Source organism: Nonomuraea sp. MTCD27 (genome assembly GCF_041950495.1).
Lineage (GTDB): Bacteria > Actinomycetota > Actinomycetes > Streptosporangiales > Streptosporangiaceae > Nonomuraea.
Window position 1 is genome coordinate 356,791 of sequence record NZ_JBGNUW010000013.1, and the last position, 15,346, is coordinate 372,136.

16 protein-coding genes are annotated in these 15,346 nt (G+C 73.0%); 6 read left to right on the forward strand and 10 right to left on the reverse strand.

All coding sequences use genetic code 11. The annotated features are described in order from the left end of the window. Positions 1-12: 12 nt before the first annotated feature. The 4 genes from ACBJ59_RS34870 to ACBJ59_RS34885 all read right to left on the reverse strand — a co-directional run bounded on the left by ACBJ59_RS34870 (position 13) and on the right by ACBJ59_RS34885 (position 3,532). Positions 13-807, reverse strand: coding sequence for a nickel/cobalt transporter (locus ACBJ59_RS34870; RefSeq protein ID WP_375114453.1), 795 nt, complete (start codon positions 805-807; stop codon positions 13-15). Then, positions 804-1,538, reverse strand: coding sequence for a hypothetical protein (locus ACBJ59_RS34875; protein ID WP_375114454.1), 735 nt, complete (start codon positions 1,536-1,538; stop codon positions 804-806). The genes ACBJ59_RS34870 and ACBJ59_RS34875 overlap by 4 nt, the downstream gene beginning before the upstream one ends. A 109-nt stretch (positions 1,539-1,647) precedes the next feature. Continuing rightward, positions 1,648-3,330 carry a fibronectin type III domain-containing protein gene (locus tag ACBJ59_RS34880; RefSeq protein ID WP_375114455.1) on the reverse strand — a complete coding sequence of 561 codons (1,683 nt, stop codon included), beginning with the start codon at positions 3,328-3,330 and terminating at the stop codon, positions 1,648-1,650. 7 nt (positions 3,331-3,337) lie between these two features. Further along, positions 3,338-3,532, reverse strand: coding sequence for a hypothetical protein (locus ACBJ59_RS34885; RefSeq protein WP_375114456.1), 195 nt, complete (start codon positions 3,530-3,532; stop codon positions 3,338-3,340). 24 nt (positions 3,533-3,556) lie between these two features. On the opposite strand from ACBJ59_RS34885, the gene ACBJ59_RS34890 reads away from it, so the two are divergent. The 4 genes from ACBJ59_RS34890 (at position 3,557) to ACBJ59_RS34905 (ending at position 7,780) form a co-directional block, all read left to right on the forward strand. Further along, positions 3,557-4,030, forward strand: coding sequence for a hypothetical protein (locus ACBJ59_RS34890; protein WP_375114457.1), 474 nt, complete (start codon positions 3,557-3,559; stop codon positions 4,028-4,030). A gap of 84 nt (positions 4,031-4,114) precedes the next feature. After that, complete coding sequence (locus tag ACBJ59_RS34895; protein ID WP_375114458.1) at positions 4,115-4,594, forward strand: (2Fe-2S)-binding protein; 480 nt, start codon at positions 4,115-4,117, stop codon at positions 4,592-4,594. 4 nt (positions 4,595-4,598) lie between these two features. Then, entirely contained in the window at positions 4,599-5,603 is a 1,005-nt protein-coding gene (locus tag ACBJ59_RS34900) for an FAD binding domain-containing protein (RefSeq protein ID WP_375114459.1), read from the forward strand. Next, complete coding sequence (locus tag ACBJ59_RS34905) at positions 5,600-7,780, forward strand: xanthine dehydrogenase family protein molybdopterin-binding subunit (protein ID WP_375114460.1); 2,181 nt, start codon at positions 5,600-5,602, stop codon at positions 7,778-7,780. Before ACBJ59_RS34900 ends, ACBJ59_RS34905 begins: the two co-directional genes overlap by 4 nt. Here ACBJ59_RS34905 and ACBJ59_RS34910 read toward each other — a convergent pair. Further along, positions 7,761-8,435, reverse strand: coding sequence for a phosphatase PAP2 family protein (locus tag ACBJ59_RS34910; protein WP_375114461.1), 675 nt, complete (start codon positions 8,433-8,435; stop codon positions 7,761-7,763). The genes ACBJ59_RS34905 and ACBJ59_RS34910 overlap by 20 nt on opposite strands. A 262-nt stretch (positions 8,436-8,697) precedes the next feature. Here ACBJ59_RS34910 and ACBJ59_RS34915 point away from each other — a divergent pair, with 262 nt between their 5' ends. Continuing rightward, positions 8,698-9,045, forward strand: a complete 348-nt coding sequence (locus ACBJ59_RS34915; protein WP_375114462.1) for an STAS domain-containing protein — start codon at positions 8,698-8,700, stop codon at positions 9,043-9,045. A 48-nt stretch (positions 9,046-9,093) separates the two neighbouring features. Here ACBJ59_RS34915 and ACBJ59_RS34920 read toward each other — a convergent pair whose 3' ends face one another. From ACBJ59_RS34920 to ACBJ59_RS34930, 3 genes are all read right to left on the reverse strand, one after another. After that, positions 9,094-11,787 carry a S8 family serine peptidase gene (locus ACBJ59_RS34920; RefSeq protein ID WP_375114463.1) on the reverse strand — a complete coding sequence of 898 codons (2,694 nt, stop codon included), beginning with the start codon at positions 11,785-11,787 and terminating at the stop codon, positions 9,094-9,096. 91 nt (positions 11,788-11,878) lie between these two features. Then, positions 11,879-12,697, reverse strand: a complete 819-nt coding sequence (locus ACBJ59_RS34925; RefSeq protein ID WP_375114464.1) for an SAM-dependent methyltransferase — start codon at positions 12,695-12,697, stop codon at positions 11,879-11,881. Positions 12,698-12,768: 71 nt separating this feature from the next. Continuing rightward, on the reverse strand, positions 12,769-13,191 hold the full coding sequence (locus tag ACBJ59_RS34930) for an NUDIX domain-containing protein (RefSeq protein ID WP_375114465.1): 423 nt from the start codon (positions 13,189-13,191) through the stop codon (positions 12,769-12,771). A 40-nt stretch (positions 13,192-13,231) separates the two neighbouring features. Here ACBJ59_RS34930 and ACBJ59_RS34935 point away from each other — a divergent pair, with 40 nt between their 5' ends. Further along, positions 13,232-13,666: a MarR family winged helix-turn-helix transcriptional regulator gene (locus ACBJ59_RS34935; RefSeq protein WP_375114466.1), complete on the forward strand. Its 435-nt coding sequence runs from the start codon at positions 13,232-13,234 to the stop codon at positions 13,664-13,666. 22 nt (positions 13,667-13,688) lie between these two features. Here the strand turns inward: ACBJ59_RS34935 and ACBJ59_RS34940 are convergent, their stop codons facing one another. Both ACBJ59_RS34940 and ACBJ59_RS34945 read right to left on the reverse strand, forming a co-directional pair. After that, complete coding sequence (locus tag ACBJ59_RS34940; protein ID WP_375114467.1) at positions 13,689-14,300, reverse strand: DJ-1/PfpI family protein; 612 nt, start codon at positions 14,298-14,300, stop codon at positions 13,689-13,691. Further along, positions 14,297-15,274 (reverse strand): GlxA family transcriptional regulator, encoded by a 978-nt coding sequence (locus ACBJ59_RS34945; protein WP_375114468.1) that lies wholly within the window; start codon positions 15,272-15,274, stop codon positions 14,297-14,299. The genes ACBJ59_RS34940 and ACBJ59_RS34945 overlap by 4 nt, the downstream gene beginning before the upstream one ends. Positions 15,275-15,346: the final 72 nt, after the last annotated feature.

The following is a 15,346-nucleotide window of genomic DNA, read 5'->3' on the forward strand; positions in this document are numbered from 1 at the left end:
AGCGAGCGGCCGTCACGGGGTCAGGGCCGTGACGGCGGTGGCCAGGTAGAGGCAGCCGCCGACGGCCACGGCGACGCCCGCCAGCGCGGGCATCCAGGACGCCACCGTCCGCAGCGGGCCCAGGCGGCGGGTCCGGCGGCTCAGCACCGCCGCCCCGCTCACCGTCACGATCCCGACGGCGGTCAGCGTGACGGCCATCCCGACGCCGAACGCCAGCACCAGCACGACCGCGTCCAGCGACCGCCCCGTGAGCAGCCCGCTCACCAGCACGATGAACGCCGACGGCGAGGGCACCAGCCCGCCGGAGAGCGCGAGAGCGGTCAGCCCGCGCCGCGACCACGGATCCTCCGGGAGCTCATGCCCGTGCCCATGGCCATGTCCGTGCCCATGCCCGTGGCCATGTCCGTGCCCATGCCCGTGCCCGTGCTGGTGGGCCTTCCGGTGACGGAGGTGGCGGTACGTCAGGTGCGCCCCGACACCGATGACGACCAAGCCCGCGACCACCTGCAGCCACGCGGTGACGGCCTTGGTGCCGACGGCGGCGGCGCTGCTCAGCCCCACCCAGGCCAGCGCCAGCGCCAGCACGGACACGGTGTGCATCAGCGCCACGACCACCCCGAGCCGCAGGGCGTCGCGGTACCGGCCGTGCGTGCCGATCAGGTACGCCGCCGTCACGCTCTTGCCGTGCCCCGGCGCGACCGCGTGCAAGGCCCCCACCCCCAGCGCGACGACCAGCGCCGTCCAGAACGCGCCCGCGCCGTCGAACAGCGCGATCAGGTAGTTCTCGGGACCGGTGGTGCCGTTCATCCGCGCACGTCCGCGTGCCCCCGAGCGGATCCGGGGAGCGGGTCCGGCCCGCGCCGCCGCCGGCGCAGCAGGAACGCCGCCAGCGCCCCGAGCGCGGCCACCAGCGCGATGACCGGCACCGCGAGGGGCACGCCACCTGCCGCCGCCGGGTCGAACCGCAGCCGCCGCGTGTCGGCCGCCGCCGTGAGCAGCGCCTGCGCCGGCTCGGCGGGCGTCTCGGCGGTGAGCATGGTGCGGTACGCCTCGTGCAGATCGGTCAGCGCCCCGATCCGGACGTCGACCGCCACCACCGGCTCCGGGCACTCGAAGCCGAACCTGGCACCCTGGGCGAGCAACCGCTCCAGCGGGGCCAGCTCCCCCGCGCAGGGCCGGCCGTCCTGGGTCACCCCGACGCGGGCGAGCAGGTAGTCGCGTACGGCGGCGGAGCGGGCCAGCTTCTGCTCGCCGGTCAGGGTGGTGTCGGCGCCCGCCGCCGGGTCCTCGAACGCGCCGACCGAGCGGCCGAGCGCCACCCAGTCGTCCTCGGCCGGCAACCAGGTGAGCGTCACCCGGGAGCCGTCGGCGGCGATCCTGGCCGTGGACGGCGGCCCGAACGGGTGCGCCACCGCCGCAGCGTGCGCGGGCGCCACCATCGCGGGGACCATCGCGGGGACCATCGCGGGGACGAGGGCGAGCGCCGTGGCGAGGGCGGTGAGGGGCGCGCGCAGGCGGGTGATCAGGGGAAGGGTCACGGGGAAGCTCCTGTACGGAACCCGGATGGAGCCGTACCGGCGAGCACGGCAACCGCAGGTGCGCGGCGTGACCCCGCCGTACGGACGGCACGGCCCCACCCGGGGTGGATCACTTGGTCACGGTGATGGCGGGGCTGGTGATCTTCTGATGCTGGCTGTCCAGGTAGACCACGTACGTGGCGTCCCGCTTCGCGGTGACGGGCACCCGGACGGTCTGCTCGATCCGGCCCAGCTCATCGGCCTTCTCGTAGCCGATCAGCGTGCCGTTGCGGCCGTTCCAGGCACCGCCGCGGCGCGCCTCGTCGTCCTGCTCGCGCCACCAGATGGCCACCTTCTCGCCCGGGTCGTAGCCGAAGGCCGAGACCTTGAGCGTCTCCAGGCGCCGCACCGAGGTCTTGTCGACGATGACCTGCTCGCCGACGGTGTTCTCGGGGGTGCGGATGTCGTTGACGGTGCGCTCGCCCTTGTCGTTCTTGCGGATCACGAACCCGTCGTGGTGCTCGCCGTTGGCGTAGCGGGCCTCGAAGGTGATGGTGTCCTTGGCGACGTCGATGAGCTGGTACAGCTGCGTGTTCTGGCTGGTGCTGCGCACCTCGGCGCCGTTGCCGGTCCAGTTCTCGCCGCCGTTGAGCGCGTACATCTTGCCACCGGAGACCGACACCACGTACGGGACGCCGTTGTGCACGGTGGCCGACTTGCGCGCCGCGACCTGGTTGCCGCGCCCGTACGAGTGGTCGTGGCCCTGAAGCACCAGGTCCACGCCGTACTTCTCCAGCAGCGGCGCCCACTGCGCGCGGACGTTCGGGTTGTTGCGGGTGCCCGTGGTGGAGTAGACGGGGTGGTGGAAGGTCACCACGGTCCACTTGTTCGGGTTGTCCTTGAGCAGGCCCTCCAGCCAGGCGGTCTGGGCCGCCATCAGCGTGGCGTTGCTCTGGTAGTTGGTGTCCAGGCCGATGAACCGTACGCCCTGGTAGTCAAGGGTGTAGACGGTCTGCTTGAGCTCGGCGTTGCCCGGCCCGTTGTCCGGGTACGGGAACTGCGGCCGCCAGAACGTCGACAGGCCGCCGCTGTACTCGTGGTTGCCCGGGATCGAAATGTTGTTGACCTGGCCGTCGATGAAGCCGCCGGCCTTGAACCACTGGCCCCACTGCTCCTCGCTGTTGGCGGAGTCGATGAGGTCGCCGGCGTTGACGATCGCCTTGGCCTGCGGCCGGTCGGCGAACGCCTGGCGGAACACGCGCGGCACGGCGGAGTCGATGTAGTTCTGCGCGTCACCGTAGTAGATGAACGAGAACGGCTCGAAGCCGGCGGCGGCGGTGGTGAAGTCGGTCCAGGCGCTCCAGTTGGTGCCGTCACCGACGCGGTAGGTGTAGCGGGTGTTCGGCTGCAGGCCGGTGAACTCGACGGTGTGGTACGTGGAGGCGTACCCGAGCGTGGTGTTGACCGGGGTGCTGGCGCTGGCCCTGACGTCGGTCACCGCGCCCGCGGCCGGCTGGACCTGGCCGAGCGCGCGCGGCGCCTGGAGGATCTGGGCCATGGCGGTGTCGGCGGTGGCCTCGGCGCGCCACGTCACGCGCTGGGTGGTGGCCGGCGTGGTGGTGGGGATGAGGATGATGCGGTCCGGGATCGGGGTGGGCTTGTGCACCTCGGCCGCGGGATAGACGGGCGGTGCCGCCGCGCCGATCGCCGCCGGGCCGAAGGCTAACGCGCTGACCAGCAGCACGCCGGTGCCGACGGCCGCGAGCTTCGCCTGCCGGGACCCGAACGGCCGCGACTTCGTGGGCTGATTCACTTCTGGTTCACTCCATCGAGAAGCGGACTCGCCCATCCGCGAGTTGCGGGATGGACGCCAGCGCATTCACCCAGGCATCTCTGACGATCATCTGTCCCGCGCTTGTCCGGCAGATGAATTCATGATCGGAAATATGGCGGTAATCGGTTGTTTGTCCGTTGTTTCCCCGGCGCGTCCTACGATCGGCGATCGGATCGATCATGCGCGCGGGCCGGGAGGTGGACGGATGGCGGTGACCCGCCGGTGGGGGCTGCTGCCCGCCGTGGCGGCGCTCGGGACGCTGTTCGTGGTGCCGCCCGCGCAGCCGGTCGTCAAGACGGAGACCTTCATGACGGCGGAGACGACCGGGCTCCTGCTGATCGAGGGCGGCGAGTGCTTCAGCGATCCGACGTACTCGCCGGGGGCGGGCGAGCGGATCGTGCTCTACACGCCCTGCGCCGGCGGCGCGGACAACCAGTCGTACGGCTTCACCCACGCCCCCGACGGCCCGTACGACCGGGCGGCGCTGACCTCGTTCGCCTGGAAGAGCTGCGGCGAGCTCTACACCGAGCTGTGGGGCGCCACCCGCGTCGACGGCCTCGACCACTACCCGATCATGCCGACCGCCGAGACCTGGGCCGACGGCGACCGCGACGTGATGTGCGCCGTCTACCGCCGCACCGGCCGCCTCACCGGATCGGCGCTGCCCGCCCAGCGCTGAGCTCCGCGAACCGCCGGGAATCTTGACTCGCATTTGTCATGCCATATGGGGATCGGTGTGACGTGGCGGATTAGCGTGGCGCCTATGACCTCGGAGGTGACGACCGGGTTCACGGTGAACGGCCGGGCCGTCCGCCTGGACCTCGACCCGAGAGAGTCGCTGCTCGACGTCCTTCGGGAGCGGCTTGGACTGACCGGGTCGAAGAAGGGCTGCGATCACGGACAGTGCGGCGCCTGCACGGTGCACGTGGACGGGCGCCGCGTCGTGCCCTGCCTGCTGCCGGCCGTGCAGGTGAACGGCGGATCGGTGACCACGATCGAGGGCGTGACCGGCCCCGGCGGCGAGCTGCACCCGCTGCAGCAGGCGTTCGTGGACCACGACGCCCTGCAGTGCGGCTACTGCACGCCTGGCCAGGTGATGTCCGGGCTGGCCTGCATCGCCGAAGGGCACGCCGGCGACGACGACGAGATCCGCGAGTACATGAGCGGCAACCTGTGCCGGTGCGGTGCGTACACCGGCATCCTGGCGGCGGTGCGCGCGGCCGCCGGCCGGGGGGAGGGCTGAGGCCGTGCGCTCGTTCTCCTACGCCGCCCCGGCCACCCTCGACGAGGCCGTGCGCGCCCTCACGGAGGCGGGGCCGGGCGCGAAGGTGCTGGCCGGCGGGACCACGCTGTACGACCTGATGAAGCTGGACATCGAGACTCCGCCCGCCGTCGTGGACGTCCGCTCCCTGCGCGAGCTGGCCGGCATCGACACCGCCGGGCAGGAGGAGCTGTCGTTCGGCGCCGGGGCGCTGATGGCCGACGTGGCGGCGGACCCGGTGCTGCGGCGCGACTATCCGGCGCTGGCGGAGTCCCTGTCCAAGGCCGCCTCGCAGCAGCTGCGCAACATGGCGACGATCGGCGGGAACCTGCTCCAGCGCACCCGGTGCGCGTACTTCCGGGGCGGCCCGGCCTTCCCGTGCAACAAGCGGCAACCGGGCAGCGGCTGCGCGGCGATCGGCGGCCTGGACCGGGGGCACGCCCTGCTCGGCGGCAGCGACGCCTGCATCGCCACCTATCCCGGGGACTGGGCGGTCGCGCTGATCGCGTTCGACGCGGTCCTGGACGTGGCGGGGCCGCGCGGCGAGCGCACGCTCGCACTGGCCGACCTGCACGTGGAGCCGGGGGACACGCCGGCCAGGGAGCACACGCTGGACTGGGACGAGATCGTCACGCGCATCCGCGTGCCGGTGACGGCCGCCGGGCGCGGCTCGACCTACCACAAGGTCCGGGACCGGGAGTCGTACGCGTTCGCGCTGGCCTCGGCGGCCGTGGCGGTGACGCTGGACGGCGGCGGCGCCGTCGAGGAGTGCCGCATCGCGGTGGGCGGCGTCGCCACCCGCCCCTGGCGCTGCCACGACGCGGAGCGCGAGCTGGCCGGCGCGGTGCTGGACCGGCGGAGCGCGCGCCGGGCCGGCGAGGCCGCGTTCGCGGGCGCCCGTCCGGGCACGCACAACGCCTTCCGGGTCGAGCTGGGGATCCGCACCGTGGCCGAGGCGCTGCGGATCGCCGGGGAGAGGGCCGTACCATGATCGGAGACGGCATCCGGCGCGTCGGCGCCAGGGAGAAGGTCACCGGGGCGGCGCGCTACGGCACCGACCGCACCCCGCCCGGCCTCGCGTACGCCATGCCCGTCGTCGCCACCGTCGGCAAGGGCCGCATCACGCGCCTCGACACGGCGCGGGCCGCGGCCGTCCCCGGCGTGCTGCTGATCCTGTCGCACCTCGACGACCTGGGCATCACCCCGGCGGGCTACATCATGCACGACGGCTACGCCTTCCAGAGCCTGCAGCCGCTGCTGGACGACCGCATCGCCTACCGGGGACAGCCGATCGCGCTGGTCGTGGCCGACACGCTGGTCGCCGCCACGGAGGCGGCCGGGCTGGTGCGGGCGGAGTACGACACGGAGCCGTTCGCGGTGGAGCTGGCCGCCGAAGGCACCGAGACCGTGCTCCAGCAGGAGGCGCTCCCGCTGCCGTTCCTCGCCGACGTCGTGGTGGGCGACGCCGACGGCGAGTACGACCGCAGCCCCGTCCGGGTGGACGAGGTCTACGAGGCCGGCCCGCAGCACCAGGTGCCGATGGAGCTGATCGGCGGCGTGGTCGACTGGCGCGGGGACACCGTGGTCGTGCACGAGGGCACGCAGAGCGTGGGGGCGCTGCGCGGCGGCCTGGCCAGGCAGCTCGGCATCGACCCCGACGACGTCCGGGTCATGGCGCCGTACGTGGGCGGCGCGTTCGGGCAGAAGAACTCGCTGCAGCCGCACATCGCGCCGCTGGCGGTCGCCGCCCGCCGGCTCGGCCGCCCGGTCAAGCTGGTGCTGCCCCGGGCCCACACCTTCCACGCGGCCAGCTTCCGCCCCGCCAGCCGCCACCGCGTACGCCTCGGCGCCGACCGCTCGGGCCGGCTGCTCGCCGCGATCCACGAGGTGGACCAGCAGGCCTCCCGGTACGACCTGCTCCCCGCGACCTACACCGAGATCACCTCGCGCCTGTACGACATCCGCAACTTCCGGGGCCGGCAGCGGCACGTCCGGACCGACGCGCAGACCCCTGGTTACATGCGCGCGCCGTTCGAGCACCCGGCCGTGTTCGCGCTGGAGTCGGCCGTCGACGAGATCGCCCACGCCACCGGCCGCGATCCGGTCGAGCTGCGCCTGTCCAACGACGCCCGCGCGGACCCGGTGACGGGCAAGCCGTTCTCCTCCCGGCATCTGACCGCGTGCCTGCGCCGGGGCGCGGAGCTGTTCGGCTGGGCGGAGCGCGCGCCGGACCCCTGCTCCATGCGCGAGGACGACGGGACGCTGGTCGGGTGGGGGGTGGCGGCGGGCGCGTACCCGTCGCTCACGGTGCCGACCCTGGCCCGGCTGCGCGCCGACGCGGCCGGCCACGTCCTGGTCCAGGTGGGCGGGCACGAGTTCGGCCAGGGCATCACGACCACCCTCGTCGCCGCCGTCGCGGGCGATCTCGGCCTGGCCCCCGACGCCGTGCGCGTCGACGTCGGCGACACCCGGTCCGTGCCGCATCACCTGACCGCGGGCGCGTGGGGGACGAACAGCACCCTGCTGGCGGTGCACGCCGCGCTGCGCGACCTGCGGCGGAAGGTGGGCGCCGGGCCCGAGGGGCCGGTGGACCTGGCGGCGGCCGTCAGGGCGACCGGCGGGGAGGAAGTCGTGGTCGAGGCCGTCACCCAGGCGCCCGGCCAGCCGCCGGAGATGATCGACCGGATGCGGGCGGGCCTGGTCGCGCCGGCCGGCCCCGAGTACCCCGCCCACGTCTCCTTCAGCTTCATCGCCCACTTCGCCGAGGTGCGGGTGGAGCCCGCCACGCGGCGCGTACGCGTGCCCCGGGTGGTCAGCGTGGCCGACTGCGGCCGGGTGGCCAGCCCGGTGACCGCCGACGCGCAGGTGCGCGGCGGGGTGGTGTGGGGCATCGGCGCGGCACTGCGCGAGCGCAGCGAGGTCGATCCGCGCTACGGCGGCTTCGTCAACAACGACCTGGCGGACTACGTGATCCCGGTCAACGCTGACATCGGCCGGATCGAGGTCGACTTCATCGACGAGCCGGACTTCGTGCTCAACCCGATGGGGGTCAAGAACCTCGGCGAGGTGGCCGTGGTCGGGGTCGCGCCCGCCATCGCCAACGCCGTCTTCCACGCCACCGGCCGCCGCCTGCGCCGCCTGCCGATCCTCATCGAGGACCTGCTCTGACCCCCGCCTCGGCCGCGACCCGCGGCCGGTGGAGGATCGCGCGGGCGGCCATGACGAGACAGCCGGCGCCGAGCAGCAGCCCCCAGACGACGTCGGTGACGAAGTGCAGGCCCCGGTAGAGCCGGGAGAAGCTCACCACGAGCACCGCGGCGACCGCGAGCACCCAGATCGCCACCCGGGCCGGCCGGCCGCGGGCGCGCGTGGCCACGATGAGCGCGAGCCCGCAGTAGAACGCGACGGCGGCGCTGACGTGGCCGGACGGGAAGCTGGAGGTGGGCGGGGCCTCGTCGAGGTGCCGGACGGGCGGGCGGTGGCGGCCGACGAGCTCGGTGGTGGCCAGGAAGATCAGCGACTGGCTCCATACTGCCGCGATCAGGAAGATCGGCTCGCGCCAGGCGGCGTGCCGGAGCCTGAGGGCGATCACCGCCGCCACGGTGAGCGCCACGATGTACGGGGTGTCCGACAGGCTGCTGCCGAGGTCGGTGAGGGTGTTCCCCAGCGAGGTGCGGCCGGCGGCCAGGGCCCGGTTGACGGCCGCCTCGCCGGTGGGCCGGCCCATGACCACCAGGCCCGCGCCGTACGTGGCCGCCGCCAGCAGCAGCATCGGCGTCAAGATCGATAACGCGTAGTACCTGACGTCCTCGGACCTGATCACCGATCACTCCCTCGCTCACCGGCGAGGCGGGCCCGCGGCCCCCGTCCCGCCGCCACAGACGCCACGACCGTGATCGGCCGCCCTTCCTCGATGCGCATCCGCCCTCGGCTACCCCGCCGGGGAGCGTTGATTCCCACCACGAGGGCGGGAGGGGCGTGATCGGCGGGTCGCCAGTATGCCAATCCTGTCCTGGGAGCGGGTTACGCCTTTTATTGCACTATGCAAATATAAGGACGGCGAACCGTTGGAGCGGAGGGGTGGAATGGCAAACGCGCAGTGTACCGGCTTCACCTGGATCGTCACTCAGCGTGACGGTGCGGCTGTCCTGAGTCCCGAAGGGGATCTGGACCTGGCCACGATGGAGGAGTTCCGCAACGGGCTGGCCCAGGCGATGAAATGCCACAGGCCGCCGCTCGTCGTCGTCGACCTCCAGGGGGTCGGCTTCTGCGACTCCTCGGGGCTGAACACGCTGATCTGGGCCGCCAACACCGTGGAGGCCGCGGGTGGGCGGCTCCAGCTGAGCGGCGCGGGTCCCCGGGTGACGCGGCTGCTGCGCCTGACCGGGCTGGACCGGCGGTTCTCTCCCTGCGACACGCCGGCCGCGTCGTAGCGGGGCTCCGGGAGCCCCGCGCGGACCCGGCCGGCGCGCCGCCGCCGGTCAGCGGGGTCCGACGACCAGGCGCGGGTGCTTGTACACGCGCCAGCCGCCCGCGCCGTACCCGAAGTTGCCGATCTTCAGGTCCAGGCTCCCGAACGCGCCCTTGCCGTTGTTGAACGAGACCCACGCGCCCGCGTGGCCGAAGCCGAGGATGTCGGCCTGGCGGTCGCCGGTGAGGTCGGCGACGAAGCGCGGATGGCGCTCCACCCGCCAGCCGCCCGCCACGTACCCGAAGTTCCCGAGCGCGAGCTGCGGCGCCTGGAACGTCCCGTTGCCGTTGTTGAGGGAAACCCACACCCCCGCGTCGCCGAACCCCACGATGTCCGCCCGGCCGTCACCCGTCAGATCCGCCAGGAAGCGCGGATGCCGCTCCACCCGCCAGCCGCCCGCCACGTGACCGAAGCTGCCGAGCACGAGCTGCGGCGCCTGGAACGTCCCGTTGCCGTTGTTGAGCGAGACCCACACCCCCGCGTCGCCGAACCCCACGATGTCCGCCCGGCCGTCACCCGTCAGATCCGCCAGGAAGCGCGGATGGCGCTCCACCCGCCAGCCGCCCGCCACGTACCCGAAGTTCCCGAGCGCGAGCTGCGGCGTGTCGAAATGGCCCGCGCCCATGTTGCGGGACACCCAGACACCGGCGTTGCCGAACCCGACGATGTCGGCCCGGTGGTCGCCGGTCACGTCCGCCAGGAAGCGCGGGTGGCGCTCCACCCGCCAGCCGCCCGCGTCGTACCCGAAGTTCCCGAGCGCGAGCTGCGGCCCCTGGAACGTGCCGTTGCCGCTGTTGAGCGCGACGTAGACGCCCGCGTTGCCGAACCCGACGATGTCGGCGCGGCGGTCGCCGGTGAGGTCCACCGCGAGGCGCGGGTGGCGCTCCACCCGCCAGCCCCCGGCCGCGTGGCCGAAGTTGGGGACCGCGAGCTGCAACGCCTGGAAGGTGGCGTTGCCGCTGTTGAGCGCGATGTAGACGCCCGCGTCGCCGAACCCGACGACGTCCGCCCGGCCGTCACCGGTCAGATCCGCCAGGTAGCGCGGATGCCGCTCCACCCGCCAGCCGCCCGCCTCGTAGCCGAAGTTGCCGACGGCGAGCTGGGGCGCGGTGAAGTTGCCGTTCCCCTGGTTCCTGGAGACGTACATGCCGGCGTCGCCGAACCCGACGACGTCGGCCTTCCTGTCCCCGGTCAGGTCGGCGGTGAAGGCCACGTCCGCCGGGAAGATCAGCGGCGAGGTGACCGCGTTCATCGCGTTGACGCGGCCGCCGCCCAGCATGCCGGCGAGACCGGCGTTCGTCGCGTCGATGTTGTCGCACGTGCTCTCGACGATCAGCCGTACCTGGTGGTTGGTGAGGTTGCGGTTGCGCGACCAGACCAGCGCGGCGACCCCGGCCACGTGCGGCGAGGCCATCGACGTGCCGTCGCTGAAGGCGTAGCCGCCGTCCCGGAAGGTGGACCAGGTGTTGACGCCGGGCGCGGACACGTCGACGTTCGTGCCGAAGTTCGAGAACGACGCCTTGCGGTCGGACTGGTCGAGCGCGGCGACGGCGATCACCTCGGGGTAGACGCCGGGGTACTGCGGGGTGACGTCGGTGTTGGTGCCATTGTTGCCGGCGGCGAAGACCACGACCACGTTCGCGGCGACCGCGTCCTGGATGGCGGTACGCACGCCCGCGTGGTCGCCGTTCATGCGCCAGCTGCAGTTGACGACGTAGCGGCGGTCGGGGTGGGCGTTCGCGTGGCCGGCCACGTACCTGATGGCGTCCGCCCGGTTCTGGTTCATGCCGGTCGTGAGGTCCACGCGCAGCGGCATCAGGCGGCAGAGCGGCGCCACCCCGATGACCCCGTTCGTGTCGTTGACCGCGGCGCAGGTGCCGCAGACGTGCGAGCCGTGCCCGTTCCCGTCCTCCGGTACGGGGTCGTTCCCGTCGGCGAAGTCCCAGTCCTCCGTGCCGCGCGGCAGGAAGTTGGCCTTCAGGTCGGGGTGGTTCATGGACGCCCCGGTGTCGATCACCGCGATGATCACCTCGGGGTCGCCGCGGGTGAGCTCCCAGGCCTCGGAGGCGTGGATGTCCGCGCCCGTGACGCCGGTCGCGCCGTTGACCGCCTGGCCGGTGTTGCGCATGCCCCAGAGCAGGCCGAAGTCGCCGTCGTCCGGGACGAACAGCAGGGCGCTGTTGAAGCCCACCTCGCTGGGCTCGGCGAAGACCACCTCCGCCGGCTGCGACAGCTCGCGGATCGCCGCGAACAGGCCCCGCCCCTCGGGCACGGCCACGGTGTAGTAGCCGGGCGTGCGCTGCCGGACCAGGATGCGGCTGCCGTGCTCCCGGATGATCTCCTCGGCGCGGGCCGCGTCGACGTCCCCCCGGAACTGGACGGTGAGCTCGTCCGGCAGGAAGTACCGGGACGCGCCGTGCTCGTCGATCATCACCGGGAGCGAGTCCGTCACCTCGTCCTGCGCGGTCACCTCGCCCATGCTCGTGGGGCTGACGTACACGGCCGCGAAGCCCCGCTCCAAGTTGTAGCCCTGGCTGACCGACAGGAGCGCGGGGGCGGAGACGATCCGGTTGAGCGTGTCGATCTCCCCCTGGCGCCCGAACGTCACCATGGCCTCGTCGGGCTTGGGGGCGAACGCGGTGAGATGGCCGTTGGTCTTGTCGACGTAGCTGTATTCGCTCTCTTCCGAACGGGGAGTGGCCATGTTCGGCACCTTCTTCAGAAAAGGGGATGAGAGCTGCCGACACTATGCCGATGGCCACGCTCCGTCCTCAGGGGAGGACCTAGGGAAGTCCCTAAGACAGGCGGCCGACCGCGCCCAGGAGCCCGGGGACGGTCAGGTCGACCTCCGCCAGCCGGTCGAGCTCGGACTCCGGCCGCCAGGACTTGACCGGTACGAGCCCGGGCTCCAGCAGCTTCATGCCGTCGAAGAAGTCGGTGATCTGCCGCAGCGAGCGGGCGGCCAGCGCCCCCGGCTTCGTCGCCCTGTACACCTGCTGCCCCGCCTTGACCTTGGGGTCGTCCGCGTCGGGCGTGTAGAAGTGGGAGATCAGCAGGTGGCTGCCCGGCACGAGCGGCGCGCGCAGCGTCGCGACGATGTCGCTCGCCTGCCGGTCGCCCGGCACGAAGTGCAGCACCGCCGACATCAGCACCGCCGTGGGCAGGCCGAGATCGAGATGCCCGGTGATCTGGGGGTCGCTCAGGATGGCCGCCGGGTCGGTGACGTCGCCCCAGACCGCGACGGTGTCGGGGGTGTCGGCGAGCAGGGCCCGGGCGTGCGCCAGGACGATCGGGTCGTTGTCGACGTAGACCACCCGCGTGTCGGGGGCGACCCGCTGCGCGACCTGGTGAACGTTCTCCTGGGTGGGCAGGCCGGCGCCGATGTCGAGGAACTGGCGCACGCCCTGCTCGGCCATGAGCCGCACGGCCTTGCCGATGAAGGCCCGGTTGTCACGGGCCGTCTCACGCACCTCCGGGACGATCGCGATGATCTTCTCGGCGGCCTCGCGGTCGGAGGGGAAGTTGTCCTTCCCGCCCAGGTAGTAGTCGTACATGCGGGCCACGCTGGGAACCGTCGGGTCAACACCGGGCACGTCCGGCTCAGCAGCACTCACGTGTCGTCTCCCTGCGCTGGGGCTAGCGCCAGCGTAGCGATCACCCCGTACGGGGTGAACCCCCTGCGCGGTCAGTGCAGCAGGCCGCTTCCGTGCAGGGCCTCCAGGACCAGGGAGTCGACGTACGACACCCGGTGCCGGTCGGCGTACCCGAACCAGGCCTTCTCCGCGATCTCCATGGACGGGGTGAGCGGCCCCTGGTGGTCGGCGGTGTAGCAGATCATCCGGAACGGCCCGCGCTCCGGGTGGCCGGCCGGGATCTCGAAGGTGCCGAAATGCACCATGGTGTCCCCGTCGATGGCCGTCAGCAGCTCCTCGTCGATCTCCCTGACGAGGGTCTGGCGGTCGGACTCGCCGGGCTCGCGCATCCCGCCCGGGAAGTAGAACACGTCGCGGCCGTGGCTGCGCGTCATCAGCACCTGGTGGTCGCGTACCAGGACCCAGGCCACCTTCTCCGGCACGCCGTCATCGTTCACGCCGTCATCATCCGCCATGGCTCGGCACCCTGGCGGGGAAGTACGGGAGACTTGGCGGGTGAGTGCCGAGAACGACCGCCCCGCCGCCCCGGTGACCAGCACCTCCATCGTGGTGCTGACGCTCGCGCGCCGGATCGAGACCGAGCTCAACGCCGCCCTCGCGCCGCTCGACCTCACCGTGAGCCGGCTCGGGCTGCTCGGTCACGTCGCGGCCGTGCCCGGGATCTCGTTCAGCGAGCTCGCGCGGATGTCCGGCATCACGGTGCAGAGCGTGCACGCGGCGGTGAAGGCGCTCGCCGGGGCCGGGCTGGTGCGCGACCACACCGCCCGCGCCGGGTCCGCCTCCACGATCGAGCTCACGCCCGACGGCGAGCGCCTGCTCCAGGAGGCCCGGGCGGCGGTGGCTGGGGTGGACGAGCGGATGTTCGGGCCGGGCGCCGACCCGATCCAGCGGCAGGTGGGCGACGCCGTGCGGTCCGCGTTCGCCCCCTGAGCCCCGGCGCCGGCGCCGGCGGTCAGGCGTCCGGGACGGGCTCGTCCGCGAGGTACGGCGGTGCGGGGTCGTACTGCAGCGCCCGCCGCACGGCACGGGCGTGGTCGCGGCCGTGCAGGCGGCCGACGAGCCACAACGCGCTGTCGATCCCGGCCGAGACGCCCTGGCTGGTCAGCAGGCCGCCGTCCACGACGTAACGGGCGTCCCGCACGACGGTGACGTCCCCCAGCGCTTCGAGCTCGTCCTCGTGGTCCCGGTGCGTGGCCACCCGCCGCCCGCGCGCCGGGCCGGCGGCGTGCAGCAGGAACGTGCCGGTGCAGACGGAGCACACCCAGGTGGCCTGGGCGGCCGTCTTGGCGATCCAGCCGGTGACGACGGGGTTGTGCGGCTCGACCACCCGGGCGCCCCGGCCGCCCGGGACGAGCAGCACGTCCAGGGGCGGGTGGTCGTCGAGGGTGTGGTCGGGCAGCACGCGCATGCCCTTGGCGCAGCGCACGGGGCCGGGGCCCTCGGCGATGAGCACGGCGGCGTCCTGGCCGCCGCGCCGGGCCGCGGACACGGTGAAGACCTCCCAGGGGCCCACGAAATCGAGCTCCTCGGCCTGGTCGAAGATGAGCAGTCCGTACGTGGTCACAGGTCGCCTCCCTTGGCGATGGAGTGGAATCGGTCGCGGTAGTCGGAGGGCGCGACGCCCACGCGGCGGTGGAACGTGCGGCGCAGGGTCTCGGCGGTGCCGAAGCCGCAGCGGCGGGCGATGACCTCGACCGGGTCGTCGCTCTCCGCCAGGGCGCGGCGGGCCGCCTCGACGCGTACCCGCTCGACGTACGAGCCGGGTGGGACGCCGAGCTCGGCGGTGAAGCGCCGTTGCAGGTGGCGCGGGCTGAGCCCGGCGTGCGCGGCGAGCTCCTGGATGTCGTGCCGGGCGCCGGGGTCGGCGTGGATGGCCGACACGGCGGCGCGGACGGGGTCGGTGGACGGCTGCGCCGACCACAGCGCCACGCTGAACTGCGACTGGCTGCCCGGCCTGCGCAGGTACATGACCAGCCGGCGGGCCACCTCGAGCGCGACGTCGCCGCCGAGGTCGTCCTCGACCAGCGCGAGGGCGAGGTCCATGCCGGCGGTCACCCCGGCCGACGTCCACACGCGCCCGTCCCTGACGAAGATCGGATCGCCGTCGACCGTCACACCGGGGTGCTCCCGGGCGAGCTGGTCGACGCGCGCCCAGTGCGTGGTGACCCGGCGGCCGTCGAGCAGCCCGGCCGCGGCCAGCAGGAAGGCCCCGCTGCAGACGGAGGTGACCCGGCGGGCCCCGGCGCCGGCGGCGGCGACCCAGGCGGTCAGCCCGGGGTCGTTCCTGGCCTCGTAGACGCCCGTGCCGCCGGCGACGACCAGCGTGTCCACGCCCTCCGGGGACAGCGTGGCGATGCCGTGACCGGCGTGCACGGGCAGGCCGCTGCCCGCGTGGACGAGGCCCGGGGACGGGGCCACGATCTCGCAGGCGTAGCCGCCCGCCAGCCTGCCGGCCTGCTGGAACACCTCGTACGGGCCGGTCAGGTCGAGGGACTGGAAGCCCTCGAAGACGACGAAGACGACGCGGCGCTGGTTCACCCCTTCACCCTGCTGGCCGCCGGGCGATGGCGTCAATGACCGCTACCCCACAGATCGCGCCATGCCTTCAGC

What these genes read in the sequence shown, in the direction of transcription:
- ACBJ59_RS34870 (WP_375114453.1), bottom strand. Translation starts at nt 807, where the DNA reads ATGAACGGCACCACCGGTCCCGAGAACTACCTGATCGCGCTGTTCGAC.
- ACBJ59_RS34885 (WP_375114456.1), bottom strand. Translation starts at nt 3,532, where the DNA reads ATGATCGATCCGATCGCCGATCGTAGGACGCGCCGGGGAAACAACGGA.
- ACBJ59_RS34890 (WP_375114457.1), top strand. Translation starts at nt 3,557, where the DNA reads ATGGCGGTGACCCGCCGGTGGGGGCTGCTGCCCGCCGTGGCGGCGCTC.
- ACBJ59_RS34895 (WP_375114458.1), top strand. Translation starts at nt 4,115, where the DNA reads ATGACCTCGGAGGTGACGACCGGGTTCACGGTGAACGGCCGGGCCGTC.
- ACBJ59_RS34905 (WP_375114460.1), top strand. Translation starts at nt 5,600, where the DNA reads ATGATCGGAGACGGCATCCGGCGCGTCGGCGCCAGGGAGAAGGTCACC.
- ACBJ59_RS34915 (WP_375114462.1), top strand. Translation starts at nt 8,698, where the DNA reads ATGGCAAACGCGCAGTGTACCGGCTTCACCTGGATCGTCACTCAGCGT.
- ACBJ59_RS34920 (WP_375114463.1), bottom strand. Translation starts at nt 11,787, where the DNA reads ATGGCCACTCCCCGTTCGGAAGAGAGCGAATACAGCTACGTCGACAAG.
- ACBJ59_RS34930 (WP_375114465.1), bottom strand. Translation starts at nt 13,191, where the DNA reads ATGGCGGATGATGACGGCGTGAACGATGACGGCGTGCCGGAGAAGGTG.